At 69.2% G+C, this 20,286-nt stretch carries 18 protein-coding genes and 2 rRNA genes; 10 read left to right on the top strand and 10 right to left on the bottom strand.

The genetic code is table 11. The annotated features are described in order from the left end of the window. Window positions 1-64: 64 nt before the first annotated feature. The 3 genes from GA0070623_RS29145 to tyrS form a co-directional block, all read right to left on the bottom strand. Window positions 65-3,177: ribosomal RNA gene (locus tag GA0070623_RS29145) — 23S ribosomal RNA — on the bottom strand. A gap of 376 nt (window positions 3,178-3,553) precedes the next feature. Then, a 16S ribosomal RNA gene (locus tag GA0070623_RS29140) occupies window positions 3,554-5,068 on the bottom strand. Together the 16S and 23S rRNA genes form the textbook arrangement of a ribosomal RNA operon. Window positions 5,069-5,889: 821 nt before the next feature. Beyond that, complete coding sequence (gene tyrS / locus GA0070623_RS29135) at window positions 5,890-7,176, bottom strand: tyrosine--tRNA ligase (RefSeq protein ID WP_067305238.1); 1,287 nt, start codon at window positions 7,174-7,176, stop codon at window positions 5,890-5,892. A gap of 116 nt (window positions 7,177-7,292) precedes the next feature. On the opposite strand from tyrS, the gene GA0070623_RS29130 reads away from it, so the two are divergent. The 4 genes from GA0070623_RS29130 to GA0070623_RS29115 all read left to right on the top strand — a co-directional run bounded on the left by GA0070623_RS29130 (window position 7,293) and on the right by GA0070623_RS29115 (window position 9,670). Next, window positions 7,293-7,667 carry a PaaI family thioesterase gene (locus GA0070623_RS29130; protein ID WP_172898570.1) on the top strand — a complete coding sequence of 125 codons (375 nt, stop codon included), beginning with the start codon at window positions 7,293-7,295 and terminating at the stop codon, window positions 7,665-7,667. Between the two features lie 98 nt (window positions 7,668-7,765). Further along, window positions 7,766-8,992: an NRAMP family divalent metal transporter gene (locus GA0070623_RS29125; protein WP_067305225.1), complete on the top strand. Its 1,227-nt coding sequence runs from the start codon at window positions 7,766-7,768 to the stop codon at window positions 8,990-8,992. 2 nt (window positions 8,993-8,994) lie between these two features. After that, window positions 8,995-9,366, top strand: coding sequence for a hypothetical protein (locus GA0070623_RS29120; RefSeq protein ID WP_231932877.1), 372 nt, complete (start codon window positions 8,995-8,997; stop codon window positions 9,364-9,366). Further along, window positions 9,353-9,670 (top strand): hypothetical protein, encoded by a 318-nt coding sequence (locus tag GA0070623_RS29115; RefSeq protein WP_067305218.1) that lies wholly within the window; start codon window positions 9,353-9,355, stop codon window positions 9,668-9,670. Before GA0070623_RS29120 ends, GA0070623_RS29115 begins: the two co-directional genes overlap by 14 nt. Window positions 9,671-9,757: 87 nt before the next feature. Here GA0070623_RS29115 and GA0070623_RS29110 read toward each other — a convergent pair whose 3' ends face one another. The 3 genes from GA0070623_RS29110 to GA0070623_RS29100 form a co-directional block, all read right to left on the bottom strand. Beyond that, window positions 9,758-11,080 carry a hemolysin family protein gene (locus GA0070623_RS29110; RefSeq protein ID WP_231932585.1) on the bottom strand — a complete coding sequence of 441 codons (1,323 nt, stop codon included), beginning with the start codon at window positions 11,078-11,080 and terminating at the stop codon, window positions 9,758-9,760. Between the two features lie 126 nt (window positions 11,081-11,206). Next, the gene (locus GA0070623_RS29105) at window positions 11,207-11,842 is read right to left on the bottom strand and encodes a hypothetical protein (RefSeq protein WP_067305214.1); all 636 of its coding nucleotides are present in this window, start codon (window positions 11,840-11,842) and stop codon (window positions 11,207-11,209) included. 9 nt (window positions 11,843-11,851) lie between these two features. Further along, on the bottom strand, window positions 11,852-12,355 hold the full coding sequence (locus GA0070623_RS29100) for a GNAT family N-acetyltransferase (RefSeq protein ID WP_067305211.1): 504 nt from the start codon (window positions 12,353-12,355) through the stop codon (window positions 11,852-11,854). A 157-nt stretch (window positions 12,356-12,512) separates the two neighbouring features. On the opposite strand from GA0070623_RS29100, the gene GA0070623_RS30660 reads away from it, so the two are divergent. The 3 genes from GA0070623_RS30660 (at window position 12,513) to pflA (ending at window position 15,899) form a co-directional block, all read left to right on the top strand. Beyond that, window positions 12,513-12,731 (top strand): hypothetical protein, encoded by a 219-nt coding sequence (locus GA0070623_RS30660; RefSeq protein WP_197700017.1) that lies wholly within the window; start codon window positions 12,513-12,515, stop codon window positions 12,729-12,731. 142 nt (window positions 12,732-12,873) lie between these two features. Then, window positions 12,874-15,117 (top strand): formate C-acetyltransferase, encoded by a 2,244-nt coding sequence (pflB, locus tag GA0070623_RS29090; protein ID WP_067305208.1) that lies wholly within the window; start codon window positions 12,874-12,876, stop codon window positions 15,115-15,117. Beyond that, window positions 15,114-15,899, top strand: a complete 786-nt coding sequence (gene pflA / locus GA0070623_RS29085; protein WP_084261175.1) for a pyruvate formate-lyase-activating protein — start codon at window positions 15,114-15,116, stop codon at window positions 15,897-15,899. Before pflB ends, pflA begins: the two co-directional genes overlap by 4 nt. A gap of 27 nt (window positions 15,900-15,926) precedes the next feature. Here pflA and GA0070623_RS29080 read toward each other — a convergent pair whose 3' ends face one another. Then, window positions 15,927-16,148, bottom strand: a complete 222-nt coding sequence (locus GA0070623_RS29080) for a helix-turn-helix transcriptional regulator (protein WP_084261174.1) — start codon at window positions 16,146-16,148, stop codon at window positions 15,927-15,929. A gap of 231 nt (window positions 16,149-16,379) precedes the next feature. On the opposite strand from GA0070623_RS29080, the gene GA0070623_RS30225 reads away from it, so the two are divergent. Both GA0070623_RS30225 and GA0070623_RS31595 read left to right on the top strand, forming a co-directional pair. Beyond that, window positions 16,380-16,556: a hypothetical protein gene (locus GA0070623_RS30225; protein WP_157517493.1), complete on the top strand. Its 177-nt coding sequence runs from the start codon at window positions 16,380-16,382 to the stop codon at window positions 16,554-16,556. Next, on the top strand, window positions 16,553-16,918 hold the full coding sequence (locus tag GA0070623_RS31595) for a hypothetical protein (protein ID WP_331715195.1): 366 nt from the start codon (window positions 16,553-16,555) through the stop codon (window positions 16,916-16,918). The genes GA0070623_RS30225 and GA0070623_RS31595 overlap by 4 nt, the downstream gene beginning before the upstream one ends. On the opposite strand, the gene GA0070623_RS29070 is transcribed toward GA0070623_RS31595, so the two are convergent. Then, entirely contained in the window at window positions 16,833-17,303 is a 471-nt protein-coding gene (locus tag GA0070623_RS29070; protein WP_067305204.1) for a cyclic nucleotide-binding domain-containing protein, read from the bottom strand. The genes GA0070623_RS31595 and GA0070623_RS29070 overlap by 86 nt on opposite strands. A 187-nt stretch (window positions 17,304-17,490) precedes the next feature. Here GA0070623_RS29070 and GA0070623_RS29065 point away from each other — a divergent pair, with 187 nt between their 5' ends. Next, window positions 17,491-18,363 carry a universal stress protein gene (locus GA0070623_RS29065; RefSeq protein ID WP_067305201.1) on the top strand — a complete coding sequence of 291 codons (873 nt, stop codon included), beginning with the start codon at window positions 17,491-17,493 and terminating at the stop codon, window positions 18,361-18,363. A 29-nt stretch (window positions 18,364-18,392) separates the two neighbouring features. Here GA0070623_RS29065 and GA0070623_RS29060 read toward each other — a convergent pair whose 3' ends face one another. Then, window positions 18,393-19,019, bottom strand: coding sequence for an FMN reductase (locus GA0070623_RS29060; protein ID WP_067305197.1), 627 nt, complete (start codon window positions 19,017-19,019; stop codon window positions 18,393-18,395). Beyond that, window positions 19,016-20,182, bottom strand: a complete 1,167-nt coding sequence (locus tag GA0070623_RS29055) for an LLM class flavin-dependent oxidoreductase (protein WP_084261173.1) — start codon at window positions 20,180-20,182, stop codon at window positions 19,016-19,018. The genes GA0070623_RS29060 and GA0070623_RS29055 overlap by 4 nt, the downstream gene beginning before the upstream one ends. Window positions 20,183-20,286: the final 104 nt, after the last annotated feature.

Below are 20,286 nucleotides of genomic sequence, written 5' to 3'. Positions count from 1 at the left end.
ACCCAGCGTGTGGGGGGTTGTCTGGTATTTGTTCAGAGTTGCACAGTGGACGCGTAGCAGCCTTGTTGTCAAGTCCTCGGCCTATTAGTACCGGTCAACTGAACCCGTTACCGAGCTTACATTTCCGGCCTATCAACCCAGTCGTCTAGCTGGGGGCCTTACCCCCACAAAGTGGGATGGGATACCTCATCTTGAAGCAGGCTTCCCGCTTAGATGCTTTCAGCGGTTATCCCTTCCGAACGTAGCTAACCAGCCGTGCCCCTGGCGGGACAACTGGCACACCAGAGGTTCGTCCGTCCCGGTCCTCTCGTACTAGGGACAGCCCTTCTCAAGTATCCTACGCGCACGGCGGATAGGGACCGAACTGTCTCACGACGTTCTAAACCCAGCTCGCGTACCGCTTTAATGGGCGAACAGCCCAACCCTTGGGACCTGCTACAGCCCCAGGATGCGACGAGCCGACATCGAGGTGCCAAACCATCCCGTCGATATGGACTCTTGGGGAAGATCAGCCTGTTATCCCCGGGGTACCTTTTATCCGTTGAGCGACACCGCTTCCACACGCAAGTGCCGGATCACTAGTCCCGACTTTCGTCCCTGCTCGACCTGTCAGTCTCACAGTCAAGCTCCCTTGTGTACTTGCACTCAACACCTGATTGCCAACCAGGCTGAGGGAACCTTTGGGCGCCTCCGTTACCCTTTAGGAGGCAACCGCCCCAGTTAAACTACCCACCAGACACTGTCCCTGAACCGGATAACGGTCCGAAGTTAGATACCCAAATCAACCAGAGTGGTATTTCAAGATTGCCTCCACCCATACTGGCGTACAGGTTTCACCGGCTCCCACCTATCCTACACAAGCCCATTCAGATACCAATGTCAAGCTATAGTAAAGGTCCCGGGGTCTTTCCGTCCTGCCGCGCGTAACGAGCATCTTTACTCGTACTGCAATTTCGCCGGGCCTGTGGTTGAGACAGTGGGGAAGTCGTTACGCCATTCGTGCAGGTCGGAACTTACCCGACAAGGAATTTCGCTACCTTAGGATGGTTATAGTTACCACCGCCGTTTACTGGCGCTTAAGTTCTCCGCCTCGCCCCCAAAAGGAGCTAACAGGTCCCCTTAACGTTCCAGCACCGGGCAGGCGTCAGTCCATATACATCGAATTACTTCTTCGCATGGACCTGTGTTTTTAGTAAACAGTCGCTTCCCCCTGCTCTCTGCGGCCATACAACGCTCCACCCGCACGGGGCTTCACGTCTCCGGCCCCCCTTCTCCCTAAGTTACGGGGGCAATTTGCCGAGTTCCTTAACCACAGTTCGCCCGATCGCCTCGGTATTCTCTACCTGACCACCTGTGTCGGTTTGGGGTACGGGCCGCTAAGAACTCGCTAGAGGCTTTTCTCGGCAGCATAGGATCACTGACTTCACCTGAATCGGCTCGGCATCACGTCTCAGCCCTGTGTACCGCGGATTTACCTACGGCACGGCCTACACGCTTACCCCGGCACAACCACCGGCCGGGCTCAGCTACCTTCCTGCGTCACCCCATCGCTTGACTACTACCCACCAGGTTCCCAGCCTCCCCATTCTCGGTCCGAAAACCGCCAACAGTTCAGGTGGTTAGCACAGCAAGGTTCATCACGGGCGCTCCTTCGCGGGTACGGGAATATCAACCCGTTGTCCATCGACTACGCCTCTCGGCCTCGCCTTAGGTCCCGACTCACCCAGGGCGGATTAGCCTGGCCCTGGAACCCTTGGTCATCCGGCGGAAGGGTTTCTCACCCTTCTTTCGCTACTCATGCCTGCATTCTCACTCGTGCCGCGTCCACAACTAGGTCACCCCGCTGCTTCACCCCCGGCACGACGCTCCCCTACCCACCCACACACCTGCACCAGACACCAAAATGCCTGACGAAGTATCATGTGAGTGCCACAGCTTCGGCGGTGTGCTTGAGCCCCGCTACATTGTCGGCGCGGAACCACTTGACCAGTGAGCTATTACGCACTCTTTAAAGGATGGCTGCTTCTAAGCCAACCTCCTGGTTGTCTATGCGACCCCACATCCTTTTCCACTTAGCACACGCTTAGGGGCCTTAGCTGGTGATCTGGGCTGTTTCCCTCTCGACTACGAAGCTTATCCCCCGCAGTCTCACTGCCGCGCTCTCACTTACCGGCATTCGGAGTTTGGCTGATTTCGGTAAGCTTGTAGGCCCCCTAGACCATCCAGTGCTCTACCTCCGGCAAGAAACACACGACGCTGCACCTAAATGCATTTCGGGGAGAACCAGCTATCACGGAGTTTGATTGGCCTTTCACCCCTAACCACAGATCATCCCCCAACTTTTCAACGTTGGTGGGTTCGGCCCTCCACGCGGTCTTACCCGCGCTTCAGCCTGCCCATGGCTAGATCACTCCGCTTCGGGTCTAGAACATGCGACTACAACGCCCTCTTCAGACTCGCTTTCGCTACGGCTACCCCACACGGGTTAACCTCGCCACATGCCACTAACTCGCAGGCTCATTCTTCAAAAGGCACGCCGTCACCCCGCAAGGCTCCGACGGATTGTAGGCGAACGGTTTCAGGTACTATTTCACTCCCCTCCCGGGGTACTTTTCACCATTCCCTCACGGTACTCGTCCGCTATCGGTCACCAGGAAGTATTTAGGCTTACCAGGTGGTCCTGGCAGATTCACGGCAGATTTCAGGAGTCCGCCGCTACTCGGGAACACCCACAGAAGGTCAGCAACTTTCACCTACCGGACTCTCACCGCCTACGGTCAGCCATTCCAGACTGTTCGGCTAGCCACCAACTTGATAACTCCTCGAACAAGTGTCAGCCTGTTCAGCAGGGTCCCACAACCCCGACCACGCAACCCCTGACAGGTATCACACGCAACCGGTTTAGCCTACATCCGCTTTCGCTCGCCACTACTCACGGAATCACTATTTGTTTTCTCTTCCTACGGGTACTGAGATGTTTCACTTCCCCGCGTTCCCCCCATACACCCTATGTGTTCAGATGCAGGTGACACCACATGACTGGTGCCAGGTTTCCCCATTCGGACACCCTGGGATCACAGCTCGGTTGACAGCTCCCCCAGGCCTATCGCGGCCTCCCACGTCCTTCATCGGCTCCTGGTGCCAAGGCATCCACCGTTCGCCCTTGACAACTTGACCACAAAGATGCTCGCGTCCACTGTGCAATTCTCAACAAACAACCAACCCACAACCCCACGACCCCACACCAAACAGCCCCACAGGACCCGGTATGCGAGGCCAGGCCATGCCTGGCAACCTTCAACAAGCTTCCGCTCATCCAAAGGCTCCGAAAAAACAACCACGAGGATTGTTCCTTCAGGACCCAACAGGGTGCTCACCGCCAACCACCAGCCGCACCAGGAACCCGTTCCCACCACCCGAAGGCAGCTGTACTAGAAAACTCCCAGCCGTTGCCGGCAACCGACTAACCAGTGTCTCCGCCATTCGAGCACCCCGACCCGACATCCGCAGGCCGCGGGCTCCATACCAGCTTTCACTGGATGGTGCTCCTTAGAAAGGAGGTGATCCAGCCGCACCTTCCGGTACGGCTACCTTGTTACGACTTCGTCCCAATCGCCAGCCCCACCTTCGACGGCTCCCTCCACAAGGGTTGGGCCACCGGCTTCGGGTGTTGCCGACTTTCGTGACGTGACGGGCGGTGTGTACAAGGCCCGGGAACGTATTCACCGCAGCGTTGCTGATCTGCGATTACTAGCGACTCCGACTTCACGGGGTCGAGTTGCAGACCCCGATCCGAACTGAGACCGGCTTTTTGGGATTCGCTCCACCTCACGGCATCGCAACCCATTGTACCGGCCATTGTAGCATGCGTGAAGCCCTGGACATAAGGGGCATGATGACTTGACGTCATCCCCACCTTCCTCCGAGTTGACCCCGGCAGTCTTCGATGAGTCCCCGCCATAACGCGCTGGCAACATCGAACGAGGGTTGCGCTCGTTGCGGGACTTAACCCAACATCTCACGACACGAGCTGACGACAGCCATGCACCACCTGTGACCGCCCCCGAAGGACCTCCCATCTCTGGAAGTTTTGCGGCCATGTCAAACCCAGGTAAGGTTCTTCGCGTTGCATCGAATTAATCCGCATGCTCCGCCGCTTGTGCGGGCCCCCGTCAATTCCTTTGAGTTTTAGCCTTGCGGCCGTACTCCCCAGGCGGGGCGCTTAATGCGTTAGCTGCGGCACAGGAAACCGGAGAGGCCCCCCACACCTAGCGCCCAACGTTTACAGCGTGGACTACCAGGGTATCTAATCCTGTTCGCTCCCCACGCTTTCGCTCCTCAGCGTCAGTATCGGCCCAGAGACCCGCCTTCGCCACCGGTGTTCCTCCTGATATCTGCGCATTTCACCGCTACACCAGGAATTCCAGTCTCCCCTACCGAACTCTAGCCTGCCCGTATCGACCGCAGGCTTGGGGTTGAGCCCCAAGTTTTCACGGTCGACGCGACAAGCCGCCTACGAGCTCTTTACGCCCAATAAATCCGGACAACGCTCGCACCCTACGTCTTACCGCGGCTGCTGGCACGTAGTTGGCCGGTGCTTCTTCTGCAGGTACCGTCACTTGCGCTTCGTCCCTGCTGAAAGAGGTTTACAACCCGAAGGCCGTCATCCCTCACGCGGCGTCGCTGCATCAGGCTTCCGCCCATTGTGCAATATTCCCCACTGCTGCCTCCCGTAGGAGTCTGGGCCGTGTCTCAGTCCCAGTGTGGCCGGTCGCCCTCTCAGGCCGGCTACCCGTCGTCGCCTTGGTAGGCCATCACCCCACCAACAAGCTGATAGGCCGCGAGCCCATCCCAGGCCGAAAAACTTTCCACCCCCCACCATGCGGAAGAAGGTCATATCCGGTATTAGCCCCCGTTTCCGAGGGTTATCCCAAAGCCTAGGGCAGGTTACTCACGTGTTACTCACCCGTTCGCCGCTCGAGTACCCCGAAGGGCCTTTCCGCTCGACTTGCATGTGTTAAGCACGCCGCCAGCGTTCGTCCTGAGCCAGGATCAAACTCTCCAACAAAAATCTTGTCGAACAGCACATCCCGACAACAAACAACATGTTGCCAAAGGAATCCCCACCAACCAAACCCGAAAGCCCAGTCAGCACGGGGTATAAACAAATTGGCACTGGCTTATCAAGCACCCTGTTGAGTTCTCAAAGAACAACCACACACCACCCGAAACCCCGCAACCGCAGAGCCCCGACCTGGGGTATCTCGTCCACCGCGCCACACGCTCCCGCGCTTGGCACTTTTACTACGTTACCCGGTGGTATCTGCCATGTCAAACCGCTCTGTCGCGATCCACACCACTTCCACCACATTTTCCGCACACCACGAACACCCCGGCTCGCACCGGAGACCCTCGTGATTGTCGCCAGGCCGGCCGCTGCGGTCTCCCGCTAGCACGCCCGGTTCCCTGCCGGCGTCATACACTACCCGGTCGGTTTCGCCTCACCAAATCGACCCCCCGGGCCGATCCGGGCACCGCCCGGTCCGCGCTTCGCGGGAGCAACCCCACGGAGTCGGAACCTTGCACCGCGCTCCGGCCTTCGAGGCATTCACCCCGGTTCGTCCGTTCCGCGCTGGCAGAGAGAAAGTTACGCGCCCGCCGAGTTGATCGTCAAATCCGGCGGGCGCGTCGCACGTCACACTCGTCCACCACCCCCGGAGCCGGGCCGGACACCCGTACGCCCGACGACGGCTCGGCCCAGGTCAGCCCCTGCCCGACCGACGACGGTTCGGCCCAGGCCCACCCAGGCAGGCAGTGGCGCGGGTCTCCACCCCGACGGCAGCGTTCCGCCGGATCGACCCGGAGGCCGGCCGAGAACGACCTACCCGGTCAGGGCCGCAGCTCGACCCCGGCGAAGGAGCGCTTGCCCCGGCGCAGCACCAGGTAACGCCCGTGCAGCAGGTCGGCCCGGTCGACGGTGGCGTCGACGTCGGTGACCCGGGTGTTGTTGACGTACGCGCCACCCTCGGTGATCACCCGTCGGGCCTCCTTGAGCCCGCCGACCAACCCCGAGTCGCGCAGCAGCCCGGCCACGTCGGACAGCTCACCGGTGAGCACCACCAGACCGGCCTCGGTCAGCGCGGCACGCAGCGTCTCCGGGGCGAGGTCGTCCAGCGAACCCCGGCCGAAGAGGGCCTGACTGGCGGCGACGGCCTGCCGGGTCTCCTCCGCGCCGTGGACCAGGGTGGTGAGTTCCTCGGCGAGGGCGCGTTGGGCGCCCCGGGCCGCCGGCCGGTCCGCCGTCTCCTTCTCCAGCGCCTCCAGCTCCTCGCGGGAGCGGAAGCTGAAGTAGCGCAGGTAGCGGGTGACGTCCCGGTCGTCGGCGTTGACCCAGAACTGGTAGAAGGCGTACGGGCTGGTCATCTCCGGGTCGAGCCAGACCGCACCGCCCTCGGTCTTGCCGAACTTGGTGCCGTCGGAGCGGGTGACCAACGGGGTGGTGAACGCCTGCACCGGGCCGGCCCCCCGGCGACGGACGTAGTCGACACCGGCGGTGATGTTGCCCCACTGGTCGGAGCCGCCGTACTGGAGCTGACAGCCGTGCCGACGGTGCAGCTCGAAGAAGTCGTTGGCCTGGAGGAGCTGGTAGCTGAACTCGGTGAAGCTGATGCCGGTCTCCAACCGGGCCCGGACCACCTCCCGGGCCAGCATCTTGTTGACCGGAAAGTGCTTGCCGACGTCCCGGAGGAACTCGACCACCGACATCTCGCCGGTCCACTCCAGGTTGTTGACCAGTTGCGCCGCGTTCACCCCGGTGTACGACACGAAGGGCGCGAGCTGGTCGCGGATGCGCTGCACCCAGCCGGCGACCACCTCCGGCGGGTTGAGGGTGCGCTCGGCGCTCTCCTTCGGGTCGCCGATCTGGCCGGTGGCCCCACCCACCAGCAGCAGCGGCCGGTGCCCGGCGAGTTGGAGCCGGCGGGCGGTGGCGACCTGCATCAGGTGGCCGACGTGCAGGCTGGGCGCGGTCGGATCGAAGCCCACGTAGAAGGTGGCCACCCCGTCGTCGAGCAGGGCACGCAGCTCGTCGGGGCCGGTGGAGTCCTGGATCAGGCCCCGCCACCGCAGGTCGTCGGTCAGGGAGGCCCGCCCGTGCGGGAGGTTGCTGTCGGTCACGGTCACCGATTCTCCCCCATCGCCGGTCCGGGGCCGTACCCGGTTTGCCGGCCAGCGGCCCGACTAGGCTGGCCGGGCCGGTGCAGCGAGGAGGAGCAGCAGTGGAGATCCCGGAGATGACGGGCGGTCTGGTCGGCCTGTTGGGGCTGACGTTCGACGAGGCCAGCGGTGACCGGGTGGTGATCCGTTGGAAGGTCCGCCCGGAGCTGCACCAACCGGCCGGCATCCTGCACGGCGGTGTCTACTGCACGGTGGTGGAGACCGTCGGCAGCGTGGGCGGCACGCTGTGGCTCGGTGACCGGGGGTCCGTGGTCGGGGTGTCCAACCAGACGGACTTCCTGCGCGCGGTGCGCGAGGGTGAGCTGGTCGCGGTGGGCACGCCGGTGCACCGGGGGCGCAGCCAGCAGCTCTGGCAGGTGGAGATCACCGACGTCGAGGGCCGGCTGGTCTCCCGGGGCCAGGTCCGCCTGCAGAACCTCACCCGGGACTGACTCCGCGCGGCGACACAGCGATCCTGACCGGTTTGCCCGCTTAGTGGGCCGTACGCCGATATCGTCGCCTCGGTGACCGTCGCCGTCCCCGCGCCCACGTGAGGAAGCTCCTCGCCGCCACCCTCGGGGTGCTGTCGGCCATCGGCGGCTTCGTCGACATCGGCGACCTGGTGGCGGCGAGCCAGGCGGGGGCCCGCTTCGGCATGGCGCACGCCTGGGTGCTGGTGCTCGGGGTGGTCGGCATCTGCGCGTACGCGGAAATGGCCGGACGGATCGCGGCGGTCAGCGGCCGGGCGGTGTTCGACCTGATCCGGGAGCGGTTGGGTCCGCGCGTCGCGCTGCTCAACCTGGCGGCGTCCTACCTGGTCACGGTGCTCACCCTGGCCGCCGAGCTGGGCGGGGTGGCGCTCGCGCTGCACCTGGCCTCCCGGGTGAGTTACCTGCTGTGGGTGCCGGTCGCCGCGTTCGCGGTCTGGCTGGTGCTGTGGCGGATGCGGTTCCAGCTGATGGAGCGGGTGTTCGGGCTGGCCGGGTTGACCCTGCTGGTCTTCGCCGTGGCGCTGTTCCGACTGCCGACCGACTGGGCGGCGCTGGCCCACGGCGCCCTGCACCCCGACGCGGCCGGGCAGGGGTGGGGGGCGTACTGGTTCGTGGCGGTGGCGCTGTTCGCCTCCACCGTCAGCCCGTACGAGGTGTTCTTCTTCTCGTCGGGCGGGGTGGAGGAGAGCTGGGGCGCGGTCGACCTCGCCGCCGCCCGGTCGAGCGTGCTGATCGGCTTCCCGGTCGGCGGCCTGCTGGCGTTGTCGCTGGTCGCCACGGCCACCGTGGTCTTCCACCCGGGCGGGGTGTCGCTGTCGACCCTCGACCAGGTGGCCCGGCCGGTGGTGCTGGCGTTCGGCGGGGTGGGGCTGGCGGTCGCCGCGCTGGCGTTCTTCGCGGTGACCTTCGGGGCCGCGCTGGAGACCGGGCTGTCGGCGGCGTACGCGGCGGCGCAGTACTTCGGGTGGCAGTGGGGCAAACGGGTCAGCCCCCGGGAGGCCGCCCGGTTCCACAGCGTGCTGCTGGTCAGCGTGCTGGCCGCGACGCTGCTGCTGTCCACCACCGTCGACCCGGTGCGGCTGACCGAGTACATGCTGGTCGCCAGCGCGGTGGTGCTGCCGTTGACGTACCTGCCGATCCTGGTCGTCGCCAACGACCGGACGTACCTGGGGGACGACGTGAACGGGCCGTGGCTCAACCTGCTCGGTGCGGTGTTCCTGCTGGTGATCGTGGCGGCGTCGGTGGCCGCGATCCCGTTGGCGATCGGGACGGGGATGGGCCGGTGAGGATGCAGCTCGGCCGGCAACTGCTCGACCGGCAGATCGTGGACGCCGACGGGGTGCTGCTGGGCAAGGTCGACGACGTGGAGTTCGCCGTCGACGACCAGGGGCTGCCCTACGTGGCGTACCTGCTGACCGGGCAGGGGGCGCTCGGCCGGCGGATCGGCGGGCGGGTCGGGCGGTTGCTGGTGGCGCTCGCCGACCGGTTCGCCGACGAGCCGACGGGGCCGGTGCGGATCCCGTTCGGTCAGGTCGCCCGGGTCGACAGCGCGGTCCGGCTGCACGTCCGCGCCGACGTACTGCCCCGCCCACCGGTGGAGACGTGGCTGCGGCGGCACCTGATCGACCGGATTCCGGGAGCCGGCCGTGCGGGCGGGTGAGCTGCTCGGCCGCGCCGCGTACGACCTGCACGGCCGGCGGCTGGGCCGGGTGGTGGACGTGGTGGTGCGCGGTGGTCTCCCGGACGGCCGGCTCCGGCTCACCGACGTGCTGGTGACCGCCCACTGGTGGAGCCGGACGTGGGGCCGGCTGATCGGGGCGCAGCGGCACCCCTCCGGTCCCTGGCTTATCCGGATCACCGCGCGGTTCCTCAGCCGGGACACCCGTCAGTTCCCCGCCGACCAGGTGCAGCTCCTGCCCCCGGTGCCCGGCTTCCCGTTCGGCGACCCGCCCCCGCCGGACTGAGCGCCGGGCTGAGCGCCGAACTGAACGCCGGCCGCCGCGCCGGCCGCGTACCCCGGGAGGTGCTCGCGGCAGGCGCGGCCGGGCTGGTCAGGCGTGGGCCTCGTCGCGGACGGGCTCCTGCTCGTCGGTGGGGGTCGCGGTCGGGGCGTGGTGCAGCCGGATCTGGGTGATGGCGCGCTGGTCGACGTCGGTGACGGTGATCTCCCACTCGTCGATGGTGACGCTCTCCCCCGCCACCGTGGGGATGTGCCCGAGGCAGGAGAGCACCATCCCGGCGACGGTGGTGTAGTCGCCGGCCGGCCGGTTGGGCACCTCGACGCCGATGTCGACCAGGTCGTGTACGGGGAAGGTGCCGGGCAGCACCAGCGAACCGTCGGCCTCGGTCCGCACCGAGCGGACGTCCCGGTCCGTCTCGTCGTAGATCTCCCCGACGATCTCCTCCAGGATGTCCTCCAGGGTGACGATCCCGTCGACCGCTCCGCGCTCGTCCACCACCAGGGCGATGTGCTGCCGCTCCGCCTTGAACTGGCGCAGCGCGTCGACCACCGGCAGCGAGTCGGGCAGCAGCATCGGCGGCCGGGCGCAGTCGTCGACCGGCCGGTCGTCCGGCACCCCCACCAGGTCCCGCAGGTGGATCACGCCGACCGCGTCGTCCAGGCCGCCGTGGCGGACCACCGGTGCCCGGGAGTGGCCGGTGGCGGCCAGCAGCAGCCGGGCGGCCTCCGCGGTGGTCCCGCTGTCGAGCGTGAAGACCTGCAACCGGGGTACGAGCACCGCCCGCAACTGCCGGTCGGCGATCTCCACCGCACCGGCGATGATGGTGCGCTGCTCCTTGGTGAAGCCGTGGTTGCCGGCGACGATGTCCCGCAGCTCGTCCGGGCCGATCTCGTCGGGCTGGTGCTTGGGGTCGACCCCGGCGAGCCGGACCACCAGGTCGCTGGTGGCGCCGAGCAGCCACACCGCCGGCCGGGTGAAGCTGGACAGGATGTCCAACGGGCGGGCCACCAGCAGCGCCCACCGCTCGGCGCGCTGCATCGCGATCCGCTTGGGGGCCAGCTCGCCGAAGACCAGGGTGACGAAGGTCAGCACCAGGGTGACCAGCACGATGGCCACCGTCTCGGCGGCCCCGCCGAGGAAGCCGAGCAGCGGGACCAGTGGCCTGGCCAGGGAGACCGCCGCGGCGGCCGAGGCGAGGAACCCGGCGAGGGTGATGCCGATCTGGATGGTGGCGAGGAACCGGTTCGGGTCCTTGGCCAGCCGGGCGAGCACCCGACCGGCCCGGCTGGTGCGTTCCAGCCGCTGCACCTGGCTGTCCCGCAGCGACACCAGCGCCATCTCGCTCCCCGCGAAGATCGCGTTGAGCACGACCAGGACTCCGACCAGGGCCAACTGGCTCCAGTAGCTCTGCACGCCCGGCACTCTCCCTCAGGCGGTGGGCGACGGCGACACCGCCGACGCCGCCGGGCGGAGGACCCGTCCGGCGTAGCCCAGTCTGTGCCCCACCGAGCGGTCCGCGAACCCTCCCCACGGCCACGATCAGCCTCCGCCGGGGGCCGGGGGCAGGTCGAGGACGTACGTGTCGCCGTCGGGGCGGAAGCCGAGCCGGTGGTAGTAGGGGGTGACCATGCCGGGCGGGCTGACCACCCGGCGGAACCCCCGGTCGGTGAAGAGGCTGCTGCGGCGGTAGACGAACTCGCCGGGGGTGAGGTCACGGAAGCGTGGGGTGACGTAGTCCAGGTCGATCTGGGCGGTCCCGCCCGGCTCGGCGTGCGACAGCACCACCCCGACCACCTCGTCGGCCCGCAGCACCAGGAACGCCGACCGGTCCGTGCCGGCCGGCGGTGGGCGGAAGCCGGGGTTGAACCGGGCGATGTCGGCGGCGTGCACCCGCAGCGTGTGGGCCAGGAACTGGTCGTCGACGCCCACCTCGACCACCTGGTAGGTCTGCGCGTCGTGCCGGGTGGCCAGCATCGACCGCAGGTACCACACGTTGATCACGGCGAGCACCACGTTGAGGCCGACCATCGGCCAGACCTGCACGGCGGCGTTGTAGCCGATCAGGATCAGGCAGCCGACCAGGTTGAGGGCGCGCAGCCGCAGCAGGCGTGTCTGTAGCAGCGACCAGACCAGCAGCGCGGAGCCGGCCCAGCCGAGGAGTTCCAGCCAGTTCACCCCGCGAGACTAGTGCCCGCCCTGGTCAGCCGGGGCGGCGGGCAACTCCAGCAGCCACTCCTCGACCTGCCGGCCCCGACCCTCGGCGTACCCCGAGTCCTCGCCGACGACGACGAAGCCGCACTTGCGCAGCACCGCCAGGGAGGCCCGGTTGTCCTTCGCGGCACGGGCGCGCACCGGCCGCCGCGGCAGCTCGCGCAGCAGCGCCGACAGCGCGGCGGTGGCGTACCCGCGCCCCCAGCGGCGCGGGTCGATCCAGTAGCTGACCTCGGTGTGTCCGCCCACCGGGAAGGCCGCCACCCGGCCGACCACCGTCCCGTCGACGACCACCGTGCGGTTCACGATCCGGGGGTCGGCGCGGAGCCGCGCCCAGTGCGCGTCGAAGGCGGCCCGGTCGGCCGGGTCGGCCGGGCCGAAGGCGGCCATCCAGGCCGCCTCCGGGTCCTGCTCGTGGGCGAAGAAGTGCGGCAGGTCGTCGTCGCGCACCGGGCGCAGGAGCAGGTCGGCGGTCACCGCCGGAGGATACGCAGCCGACGCCGCCGACCTCGGGACCTGTGGCCCGGTCGGCGTACCGTCCGGCCCTGCCGGTGGCCCTCCGGGGGTTGCTACCAACGAGGGGACCGGCCCGACCGGCGACAGCCGGTACCGGGCGCTGCCCGCCCCGGACCGGGTGCTCGCCGCGGCGGCCGGCGTCACCGTCGTCGCCCTGGTCACCGCCGGGGTGGCGGTGGTGGCGCGACGCCGGCCACCGGCGATCGGCGCGGTGACCATGGGGCCGGGGGGCTGGGTCAGCCTGCGCGGCGCGCGGGTGCCCGCGCTGCGGCCGGCGACGCCCCGGCCGTGGTGGGCGCGGCTGCTGCGCGCCCGACGGCTCGTCGTGCAGCGCTGACCGGCCGCCGGGGTCTTTGGTCCCGGGCGGGGACGGTCCTGCGCCTCTGCCCGGGACGACCCGGCCCGACGAGGCTGATGGTGCAGGAGCGACACCCCGGCGACCCAGGCCGCCGGACCCGACCAGCGCGGAAGGACCGATCATGACCGGCACCGCACATCTCGACCCGTGGCGCGGCTTCACCGGCGACGCCTGGCGGGACACCGTCGACGTGGCCGCCTTCGTCCGGGACAACCACGAGCCGTACACCGGGGACGCGTCGTTCCTCACCGGGCCGACCTGCCGCACCCTGGAGGTCTGGGGGACGCTGCGGGCGATGTTCGTCGAGGAGCGCCGCCGCGGCGTGTACGACGTCGACGCGGCCACCCCGTCCACCATCACCGCGCACGCCCCCGGGTACATCGACCGGGAGCGGGAGCTGATCGTCGGGTTGCAGACCGACGCGCCGCTGCGCCGGGCGATCATGCCGGCCGGCGGGCTGCGGATGGTGGAGACCGCGTTGCAGGCGTACGGCTTCGCCGCCGACCCGCAGGTGCACCGGATCTTCACCACGTACCGCAGGACGCACAACGACGCGGTGTTCGACGCGTACCCGGCCGACGTGCTCGCCGCGCGCCGCTCGCACGTCATCACCGGGCTGCCCGACGCCTACGGGCGGGGGCGGATCATCGGCGACTACCGGCGGGTGGCGCTGTACGGGGTGGACCGGCTGGTCGCCGAGCGGAGGGCGCTGAAGGCGGCGCTGGACGACCGGCCGTCGACCGACGAGGTGATCCGGGACCGGGAGGAGCTGGCCGAGCAGATCCGGGCGCTCGGTGAGCTGGCGCAGATGGCGGCGGGGTACGGCTACGACATCTCCGGTCCGGCGACCACCGGTCGGGAGGCGATCCAGTGGCTCTACTTCGCCTACCTGGCCGCCACCAAGGAGCAGAACGGTGCGGCGATGTCGCTGGGGCGTACCGCCGGGTTCGTCGACGTCTACCTGCGGCGGGACCTCGCCGAGGGGCGGCTGACCGAGATCGAGGCCCAGGAGCTGGTCGACGACTTCGTGATCAAGCTGCGGATCGTCAGGTTCCTGCGCACCCCCGAGTACGACCAGCTCTTCTCCGGCGACCCGACCTGGGTGACCGAGGCGCTGGGCGGGATGGGCGTCGACGGTCGGCCGCTGGTCACCCGGACCAGCTTCCGCTACCTGCAGACCCTCTACAACCTCGGTCCCGCGCCGGAGCCGAACCTGACCGTGCTCTGGTCGCCCCGGCTGCCGGTCGGGTTCAAGCGGTTCTGCGCCCAGGTGTCGCTGGACACCAGCGCCATCCAGTACGAGAACGACGACCTGATCCGCCCGGCGTACGACGACGACACGGCGATCGCCTGCTGCGTGTCGGCCATGCGGGTGGGCCGGGACATGCAGTTCTTCGGCGCGCGGGCCAACCTCGCCAAGGCGCTGCTGTACGCGATCAACGGCGGGCGCGACGAGATCACCGGCGAGCAGGTCGCCCCGGCCACCGCCCCGGTCGGCGGGGAGAGCCTCGACTACGCGGAGGTGCTGGCGGCGTACGAGCGCACCCTGGACTGGCTGGCCGAGACGTACGTGGACGCGTTGAACGTGATCCACCACCAGCACGACCGGTACGCCTACGAGCGGCTGGAGATGGCCCTGCACGACCACCCGGTGCACCGGTTCATGGCCACCGGCATCGCCGGGCTGTCGGTGGCGGTGGACAGCCTCGCCGCGATCCGCTACGGCACGGTGAAGGTGCTGCGCGACGACACCGGCCTGGCGATCGACTACGTGGTCGAGGGGGAACCGCCGACGTACGGCAACAACGACGAGCGGGCCGACGCCATCGCGGTGTGGCTGACCGAGACGTTCGCGGCGAAGCTGCGCCGGCAGCGCACCTACCGCGACGCGGAGCTGACCATGTCGGTGCTGACCATCACCTCCAACGTGGTGTACGGCAGGCACACCGGCAACACCCCGGACGGCCGGCGGGCCGGTGAGCCGTTCGCCCCGGGTGCGAACCCGATGAACGGCCGGGACACCCACGGGCTGGTGGCCGCCGCGCTGTCGGTGGCGAAGCTGCCGTACGACGCGGCCCGCGACGGCATCTCGCTGACCTCGACGGTGACCCCGGACGGGCTGGGTCACACCCGCGACGAGCGGATCGACAACCTGGCCGGGGTGCTCGACGGCTACACCGACGCCGGCGGGTTCCACCTCAACGTCAACGTGCTGGACCGGGCCACCCTGGTCGACGCGATGGCGCACCCGGAGCGCTACCCGCAGCTCACCGTGCGGGTGTCCGGGTACGCGGTGAACTTCGTCCGGCTCACCCGGGAGCAGCAGGAGGACGTGGTGTCCCGGACCTTCCACGGGTCGCTGTGAACGTCCGGCCGCGCGACGCCGTCGCCACCGCCACCGGGCGGGGCGACGGCGTGCCGACCGGGGCGGTGCACTCGTGGGACGTGTCGGTGGGGGTGGACGGGCCGGGCACCCGGTTCGTGGCCTTCCTCGCCGGCTGCCCGCTGCGCTGCCGGTACTGCCACAGCCCGGACACCTGGTACCGGCGCAGCGGCCGGCACCGCACGGCCGACGAGCTGATGGCGGAGATCGAGCCGTACCGGCGGTTCATCGCGGTGGCCGGCGGCGGGGTGACGATCAGCGGCGGCGAGCCGCTGATGCAGCCCCGGTTCACCGGCGAGGTGCTGCGCCGCTGCCACGACCTGGGCCTGCACACCGCGCTGGACACCTCCGGTTTCCTCGGCGTCCGCGCCGACGACGCCCTGCTCGACGCCACCGACCTGGTGCTGCTGGACGTCAAGTCGTGGGATCCGGCGACCTACCGGCGGGTCACCCGCACCGGGTCGGTCACCCCGACGTTGCGCTTCGGCCGCCGGCTCGCCGACCGGGGCACCCCGATCTGGGTACGGTTCGTGCTGGTGCCCGGTCTCACCGACGCCGAGGAGAACGTGGCCGGGATCGCGGACTTCGCCGCCGGGCTGGACACCGTGCAGCGGGTCGAGGTGCTGCCGTTCCACCGCCTCGGCGCGCACAAGTACGCCGAGCTGGGGCTCACCTTCCCCCTCGCGCAGACGGAACCGCCCACCCCGGAGCTGGTGGCCCGGGTCCGGGGCCAGTTCGCCGCACGCGGCCTGACCGTCACCTGACGCCGGCCACCGGACGGGCGAAGCCGGTCAGCCCTGCTCGTCCTCGTCGGCCGACGGCCTGGGCCGACGGTGTTCCCGGATGTACGCCTCGACATCGGACCGCAGCCACACCGAGCCGACCGACAACGTCTGGAACGGGCGTGGAAAGTTCGGATGCAGCGCGATGGCCCGGAACCGTGACCGGCTGACATTCAGCATCTTCAGGATTTCGCCTGCGGCGACGAGTGGCCCCGGCACCTCATCAGTCATGCCAGCAAGCTAGACCAGTGCGCGCGTGCCGCAGTTGACACGATCATATTAACACGATAATACAGTCGCCTTCACATCAGCACGATAACGCAAGCGCGGCAGCATAGACGCGTCAATGTTGACACGGCAGTGGCTGAGGGTGTGGAATCGGTGACGCGGCACCCCCGCCCTGGTGGAGCTGGGCTCGGCGGGGCGGGGTGCCGCGACGACCCGACACCCCCGGGAGGCGCAATGCAGGGACACCGCGAGCTGCCGTACCTGATCGAGTTGGCCTGGCGCTGCCTGGACCATCACCGCGACCGGCGGTGCGACAAGTGCACCGGCAGCGGCTTCTGCCCGGTGGTGGAGGCCGCCCGCACCCGGATCAGGGCTTGGCGCAGGTACCGCAGCGTGTTCGGTCGGCGATGAGCGCGCCCCTGCCGAGGGCGGGCGACCTGCTCCTGCTGACCCGGGCGGCCAGCGTCCAGTTCCTCAGGCCGGTCCGGTTCCGGGTGATCCGCGTGCTCGACTGGCCGACGTACGACGGCTGGGTCTGGCTCGACGGCTACCGGCTCGACGCCCGGGACGAGGCGGTGGCCCGCCGGACGGTCTTCGTCCAACCCGCCGGACTGGTCACCGCTCCCCGGACCGCCCCGACGCCGGCACGGCGGTCCGGGCCGACGGGAGCGTCGACCCGGGCGCCGGTCAGCTCGCCGCCGAGGTCGGGTAGCCGTACAGGTCGAGCAGCCGGACCCGGGACGCCTGGAGCCGGTCCACCACCACGCTCATGAACCGGGTGGTGAGCTGCCGGCCCAGGGCGTCGTCGGACTCCATCAACCGGCGCACCCCCTCGGCGGTGAACTCCACGGTCGGCGTCCGCCGGACGGCCACCGCACCGAACTGCCAGCGGTACGGCGGGAACAGCCACGACCAGCCCAGCACCCCACCCGCCCCGATCGACTCGATACCGACGTCGCCGCGCGCGGGGACCGGGAAGTCCAATGCCACCTCGCCGCCCCGGACCAGCCAGAACCGTTCCGCCGGCTGACCGGCGCGGAACAACCGGTGACCGGGGTGCCAGACCACCGGCCGGGCGTACCCGGTCAGCCGGGGCAGCCACTGCGGCGGCAGCCCGGCGAGAAAGGGGTGCTCGGTGAGCATCTCCAGGGGGGTCATCGGGGCGCCCTTCGTCCGCAAGCTCCTCGTCGGTCGTCCTCACCTCCATGACACTCCGGTCGGCGGCGACGCGGCAGGGCCGTTGGTCCCGGACCTGCGGGCGGCGGCACGCCCGGCCGGGCCACCTGCCGGCGCAGACGGGCCGACACGTCGACAATGGGCTGAGCCGACCCCGGAGGGACCGCTGATGAACCGACCGGTAGTGGTGGGCGTGGACGGCTCACCGACCAGCCTGGCCGCCGCGGAGCAGGCCGCGCACGCGGCGGTGCTGCGCTCCGCGCCGCTGCACCTGGTGCACGGCTACCTGCACCCGCTCGGCTACGGCGTGCCGCTCAACCCGTACGACCTGGGGGTGCCGGCGCCGTCGGAGGAGGCGCAGGGGATGTTGGAGCGGACCGCCGCCGAGCTGACCGACCGGTGGACGGGGCTGGCGGTGCAGGTGCGCCAGGTCGCCGGTGGGCCGGGCGCGACGCTGGTCGAGGAGTCCCGCCGGGCCGATCTGGTGGTGGTGGGCAGCCGGGGTCTCGGCGGCTTCGCCGGGCTGCTGCTCGGCTCGGTCGGCGCGCAGGTCGCCGCGCACGCGCACTGCCCGGTGCTGGTGGTCCGCCCGGAGGCGCAGCCGATCGCGATGGACGGCCCGGTGCTGGTGGGCGTGGACGGCTCACCGGCCGCCGGGGTGGCCGCCGACCAGGCCGCCGCCGAGGCCGTCCGGCGGGGCGTGCCGCTGGTGCTGGTGCACGTCGGCCCCGCCCCGCAGGACCGGGAGGTGCCGGACGAGGTGGCGGAGGCCGACGCCGCGTACCAGGCGCACGCGGTACGGCTGCTCGCCGAGGCGTCCGCGGCGGTCCGCGCCGACCACCCGGACGTCGTGCTGCGGGAGCATCCGGTCCGGGCGGTCGGGGTGGCGCAGGGCCTGATCGAGGCGAGCGGCACGGCGTCGGTGCTGGTCGTCGGCACCCGGGGCCGGGGCGGCTTCACCGGGATGCTGCTCGGCTCGGTCAGCCAGGCGGTGGTGCAGCACGCGCACTGCCCGGTGCTGGTGGCCCACCCGTACCGGTGAGGGGCAATCCTCCCGGCCGCCGCCGAGGGTCAGTCCTCCCGGCCGCCGCCGAGGAGTTCGGCGAAGTCGGCGGTGAGGGCGAACGGGTCGGCCGGGCCGGTGGCCGGTGGCCGCCGGTCGACCTGCTCGGCCAGCTCCCGGCCGGCACGGTCGATCCGGCCCCGCAGCGCGCCGTCGGCGGTGCCGCCGGACCAGTCCTCCGGCGCGGCGAAGACCGACGTCGGCAGCACCACCGCGCGCAGGTAGCCGAACATCGGCCGGACGGCGTGCTCCAGGGCCAGCGAGTGCCGGGCGGTGCCGCCGGTCGCGCCGATCAGCACCGGCCGGTCGACCAGCGCCCGGGCGTCCACCACGTCGAAGAAGGACTTGAACAGCCCGTTGTACGACGCGTTGAAGATCGGCGTGACGGCGACGATGCCGTCGGCGCCGGTCACCGCGTCGAGGGCGGCCCGCAGGTCGGTCGACGGGAAGCCGGTGAGCAGGTTGTTCACCACGTCGTGGGCGTGGTCGCGCAGCTCGACCACCCGCAGCTCCACCTCGTCGCCGCGCCGGACCAGCTCGTCGCGGGCGGCCGCGGCGAGCTGGTCGGCGAGCAGTCGGGTGGACGACGGCTGGCTCAGCCCCGCCGACACCACGGCCAGGGTGCGCCGGGTCACCGGGTTCCCTCCGCCCCGGCGGCGGCCAGGTCACCGGCGTCGCCCGCAACGGCCAGGTCACCGGTGTCACCCGTCGTGGCCGACGCGGCGGCGTCGCGGGCGGCGACCAGCGACGCGTGGGTGGGCGCGACCGGCACGTGCGCCGGGCGCAGCGCGTCGAACTCCCTGCGCAGCACCGGTACGACCTCCTCGCCGAGCAGGTCGAGCTGCTCCAGCACCGTCTTCAGCGGCAGCCCCGCGTGGTCGAGCAGGAACAGCTGCCGCTGGTAGTCGCCGACGTACTCCCGGAAGCCGAGGGTGCGGTCGATGACCTGCTGCGGGCTGCCCACGGTCAGCGGGGTCTCGCGGGTGAACTCCTCCAGCGACGGCCCGTGCCCGTAGACCGGCGCGTTGTCGAAGTACGGCCGGAACTCGCGCACCGCGTCCTGCGAGTTGCGCCGCATGAACACCTGCCCGCCGAGCCCGACGATGGCCTGCTCGGGCGAGCCGTGGCCGTAGTGGGCGAAGCGCTGCCGGTAGAGGCCGACCATCCGCTGGGTGTGCTCCTTGGGCCAGAAGATGTGGTTGGCGAAGAAGCCGTCACCGTAGAACGCGGCCTGCTCGGCGATCTCCGGGCTGCGGATCGAGCCGTGCCAGACGAACGGCGGCACGTCGTCGAGCGGGCGCGGGGTCGAGGTGAACGACTGCAACGGGGTACGGAACTTGCCCTGCCAGTCGACCACGTCCTCGCGCCACAGCCGGTGCAGCAGCTCGTAGTTCTCGATGGCGAGCCGGATGCCGTTGCGGATGTCCTGCCCGAACCACGGGTAGACCGGCCCGGTGTTGCCGCGCCCCATCATCAGGTCCACCCGGCCGTCGGCCAGGTGCTGGAGCATGGCGTAGTCCTCGGCGATCTTCACCGGGTCGTTGGTGGTGATCAGCGTGGTCGAGGTGGACAGCAGCAGCCGCTCGGTGCGGGCCGCGATGTGCCCCAGCATGGTGGTCGGCGAGGAGGGGACGAACGGGCGGTTGTGGTGCTCGCCGGTGGCGAAGACGTCCAGACCGACCTCTTCGGCCTTGAGGGCGATGGTCACCATCGCCTTGATCCGCTCGTGCTCGGTCGGCTCCCGTCCGGTGGTCGGGTCGACCGTGACATCGCCGACGGTGAAGACTCCGAACTGCATGACCAGCTCCTCGCGTCTGAGATCCCGGGGCCGTTCGTGGTACCCGGACGTCGCGCACAACATAGTTGCTGAGTCAACTATTCCTCCGCCGCCCGCGCCCGGGG

It is taken from the genome of Micromonospora rifamycinica, assembly GCF_900090265.1.
Taxonomy (GTDB): domain Bacteria; phylum Actinomycetota; class Actinomycetes; order Mycobacteriales; family Micromonosporaceae; genus Micromonospora; species Micromonospora rifamycinica.
The sequence above is the reverse complement of the archived record's forward strand: the minus strand, read 5'-3'. Positions and strand labels throughout refer to the sequence as shown.

Bases quoted from the DNA above. Each gene is read 5' to 3' on its own strand.
- GA0070623_RS29130 (WP_172898570.1), top strand. From the start codon at position 7,293: ATGACGGGCGGTCTGGTCGGCCTGTTGGGGCTGACGTTCGACGAGGCC.
- GA0070623_RS29120 (WP_231932877.1), top strand. From the start codon at position 8,995: ATGCAGCTCGGCCGGCAACTGCTCGACCGGCAGATCGTGGACGCCGAC.
- pflB (WP_067305208.1), top strand. From the start codon at position 12,874: ATGACCGGCACCGCACATCTCGACCCGTGGCGCGGCTTCACCGGCGAC.
- GA0070623_RS29080 (WP_084261174.1), bottom strand. From the start codon at position 16,148: ATGACTGATGAGGTGCCGGGGCCACTCGTCGCCGCAGGCGAAATCCTG.
- GA0070623_RS30225 (WP_157517493.1), top strand. From the start codon at position 16,380: ATGCAGGGACACCGCGAGCTGCCGTACCTGATCGAGTTGGCCTGGCGC.
- GA0070623_RS31595 (WP_331715195.1), top strand. From the start codon at position 16,553: ATGAGCGCGCCCCTGCCGAGGGCGGGCGACCTGCTCCTGCTGACCCGG.
- GA0070623_RS29070 (WP_067305204.1), bottom strand. From the start codon at position 17,303: ATGACCCCCCTGGAGATGCTCACCGAGCACCCCTTTCTCGCCGGGCTG.
- GA0070623_RS29065 (WP_067305201.1), top strand. From the start codon at position 17,491: ATGAACCGACCGGTAGTGGTGGGCGTGGACGGCTCACCGACCAGCCTG.
- GA0070623_RS29055 (WP_084261173.1), bottom strand. From the start codon at position 20,182: ATGCAGTTCGGAGTCTTCACCGTCGGCGATGTCACGGTCGACCCGACC.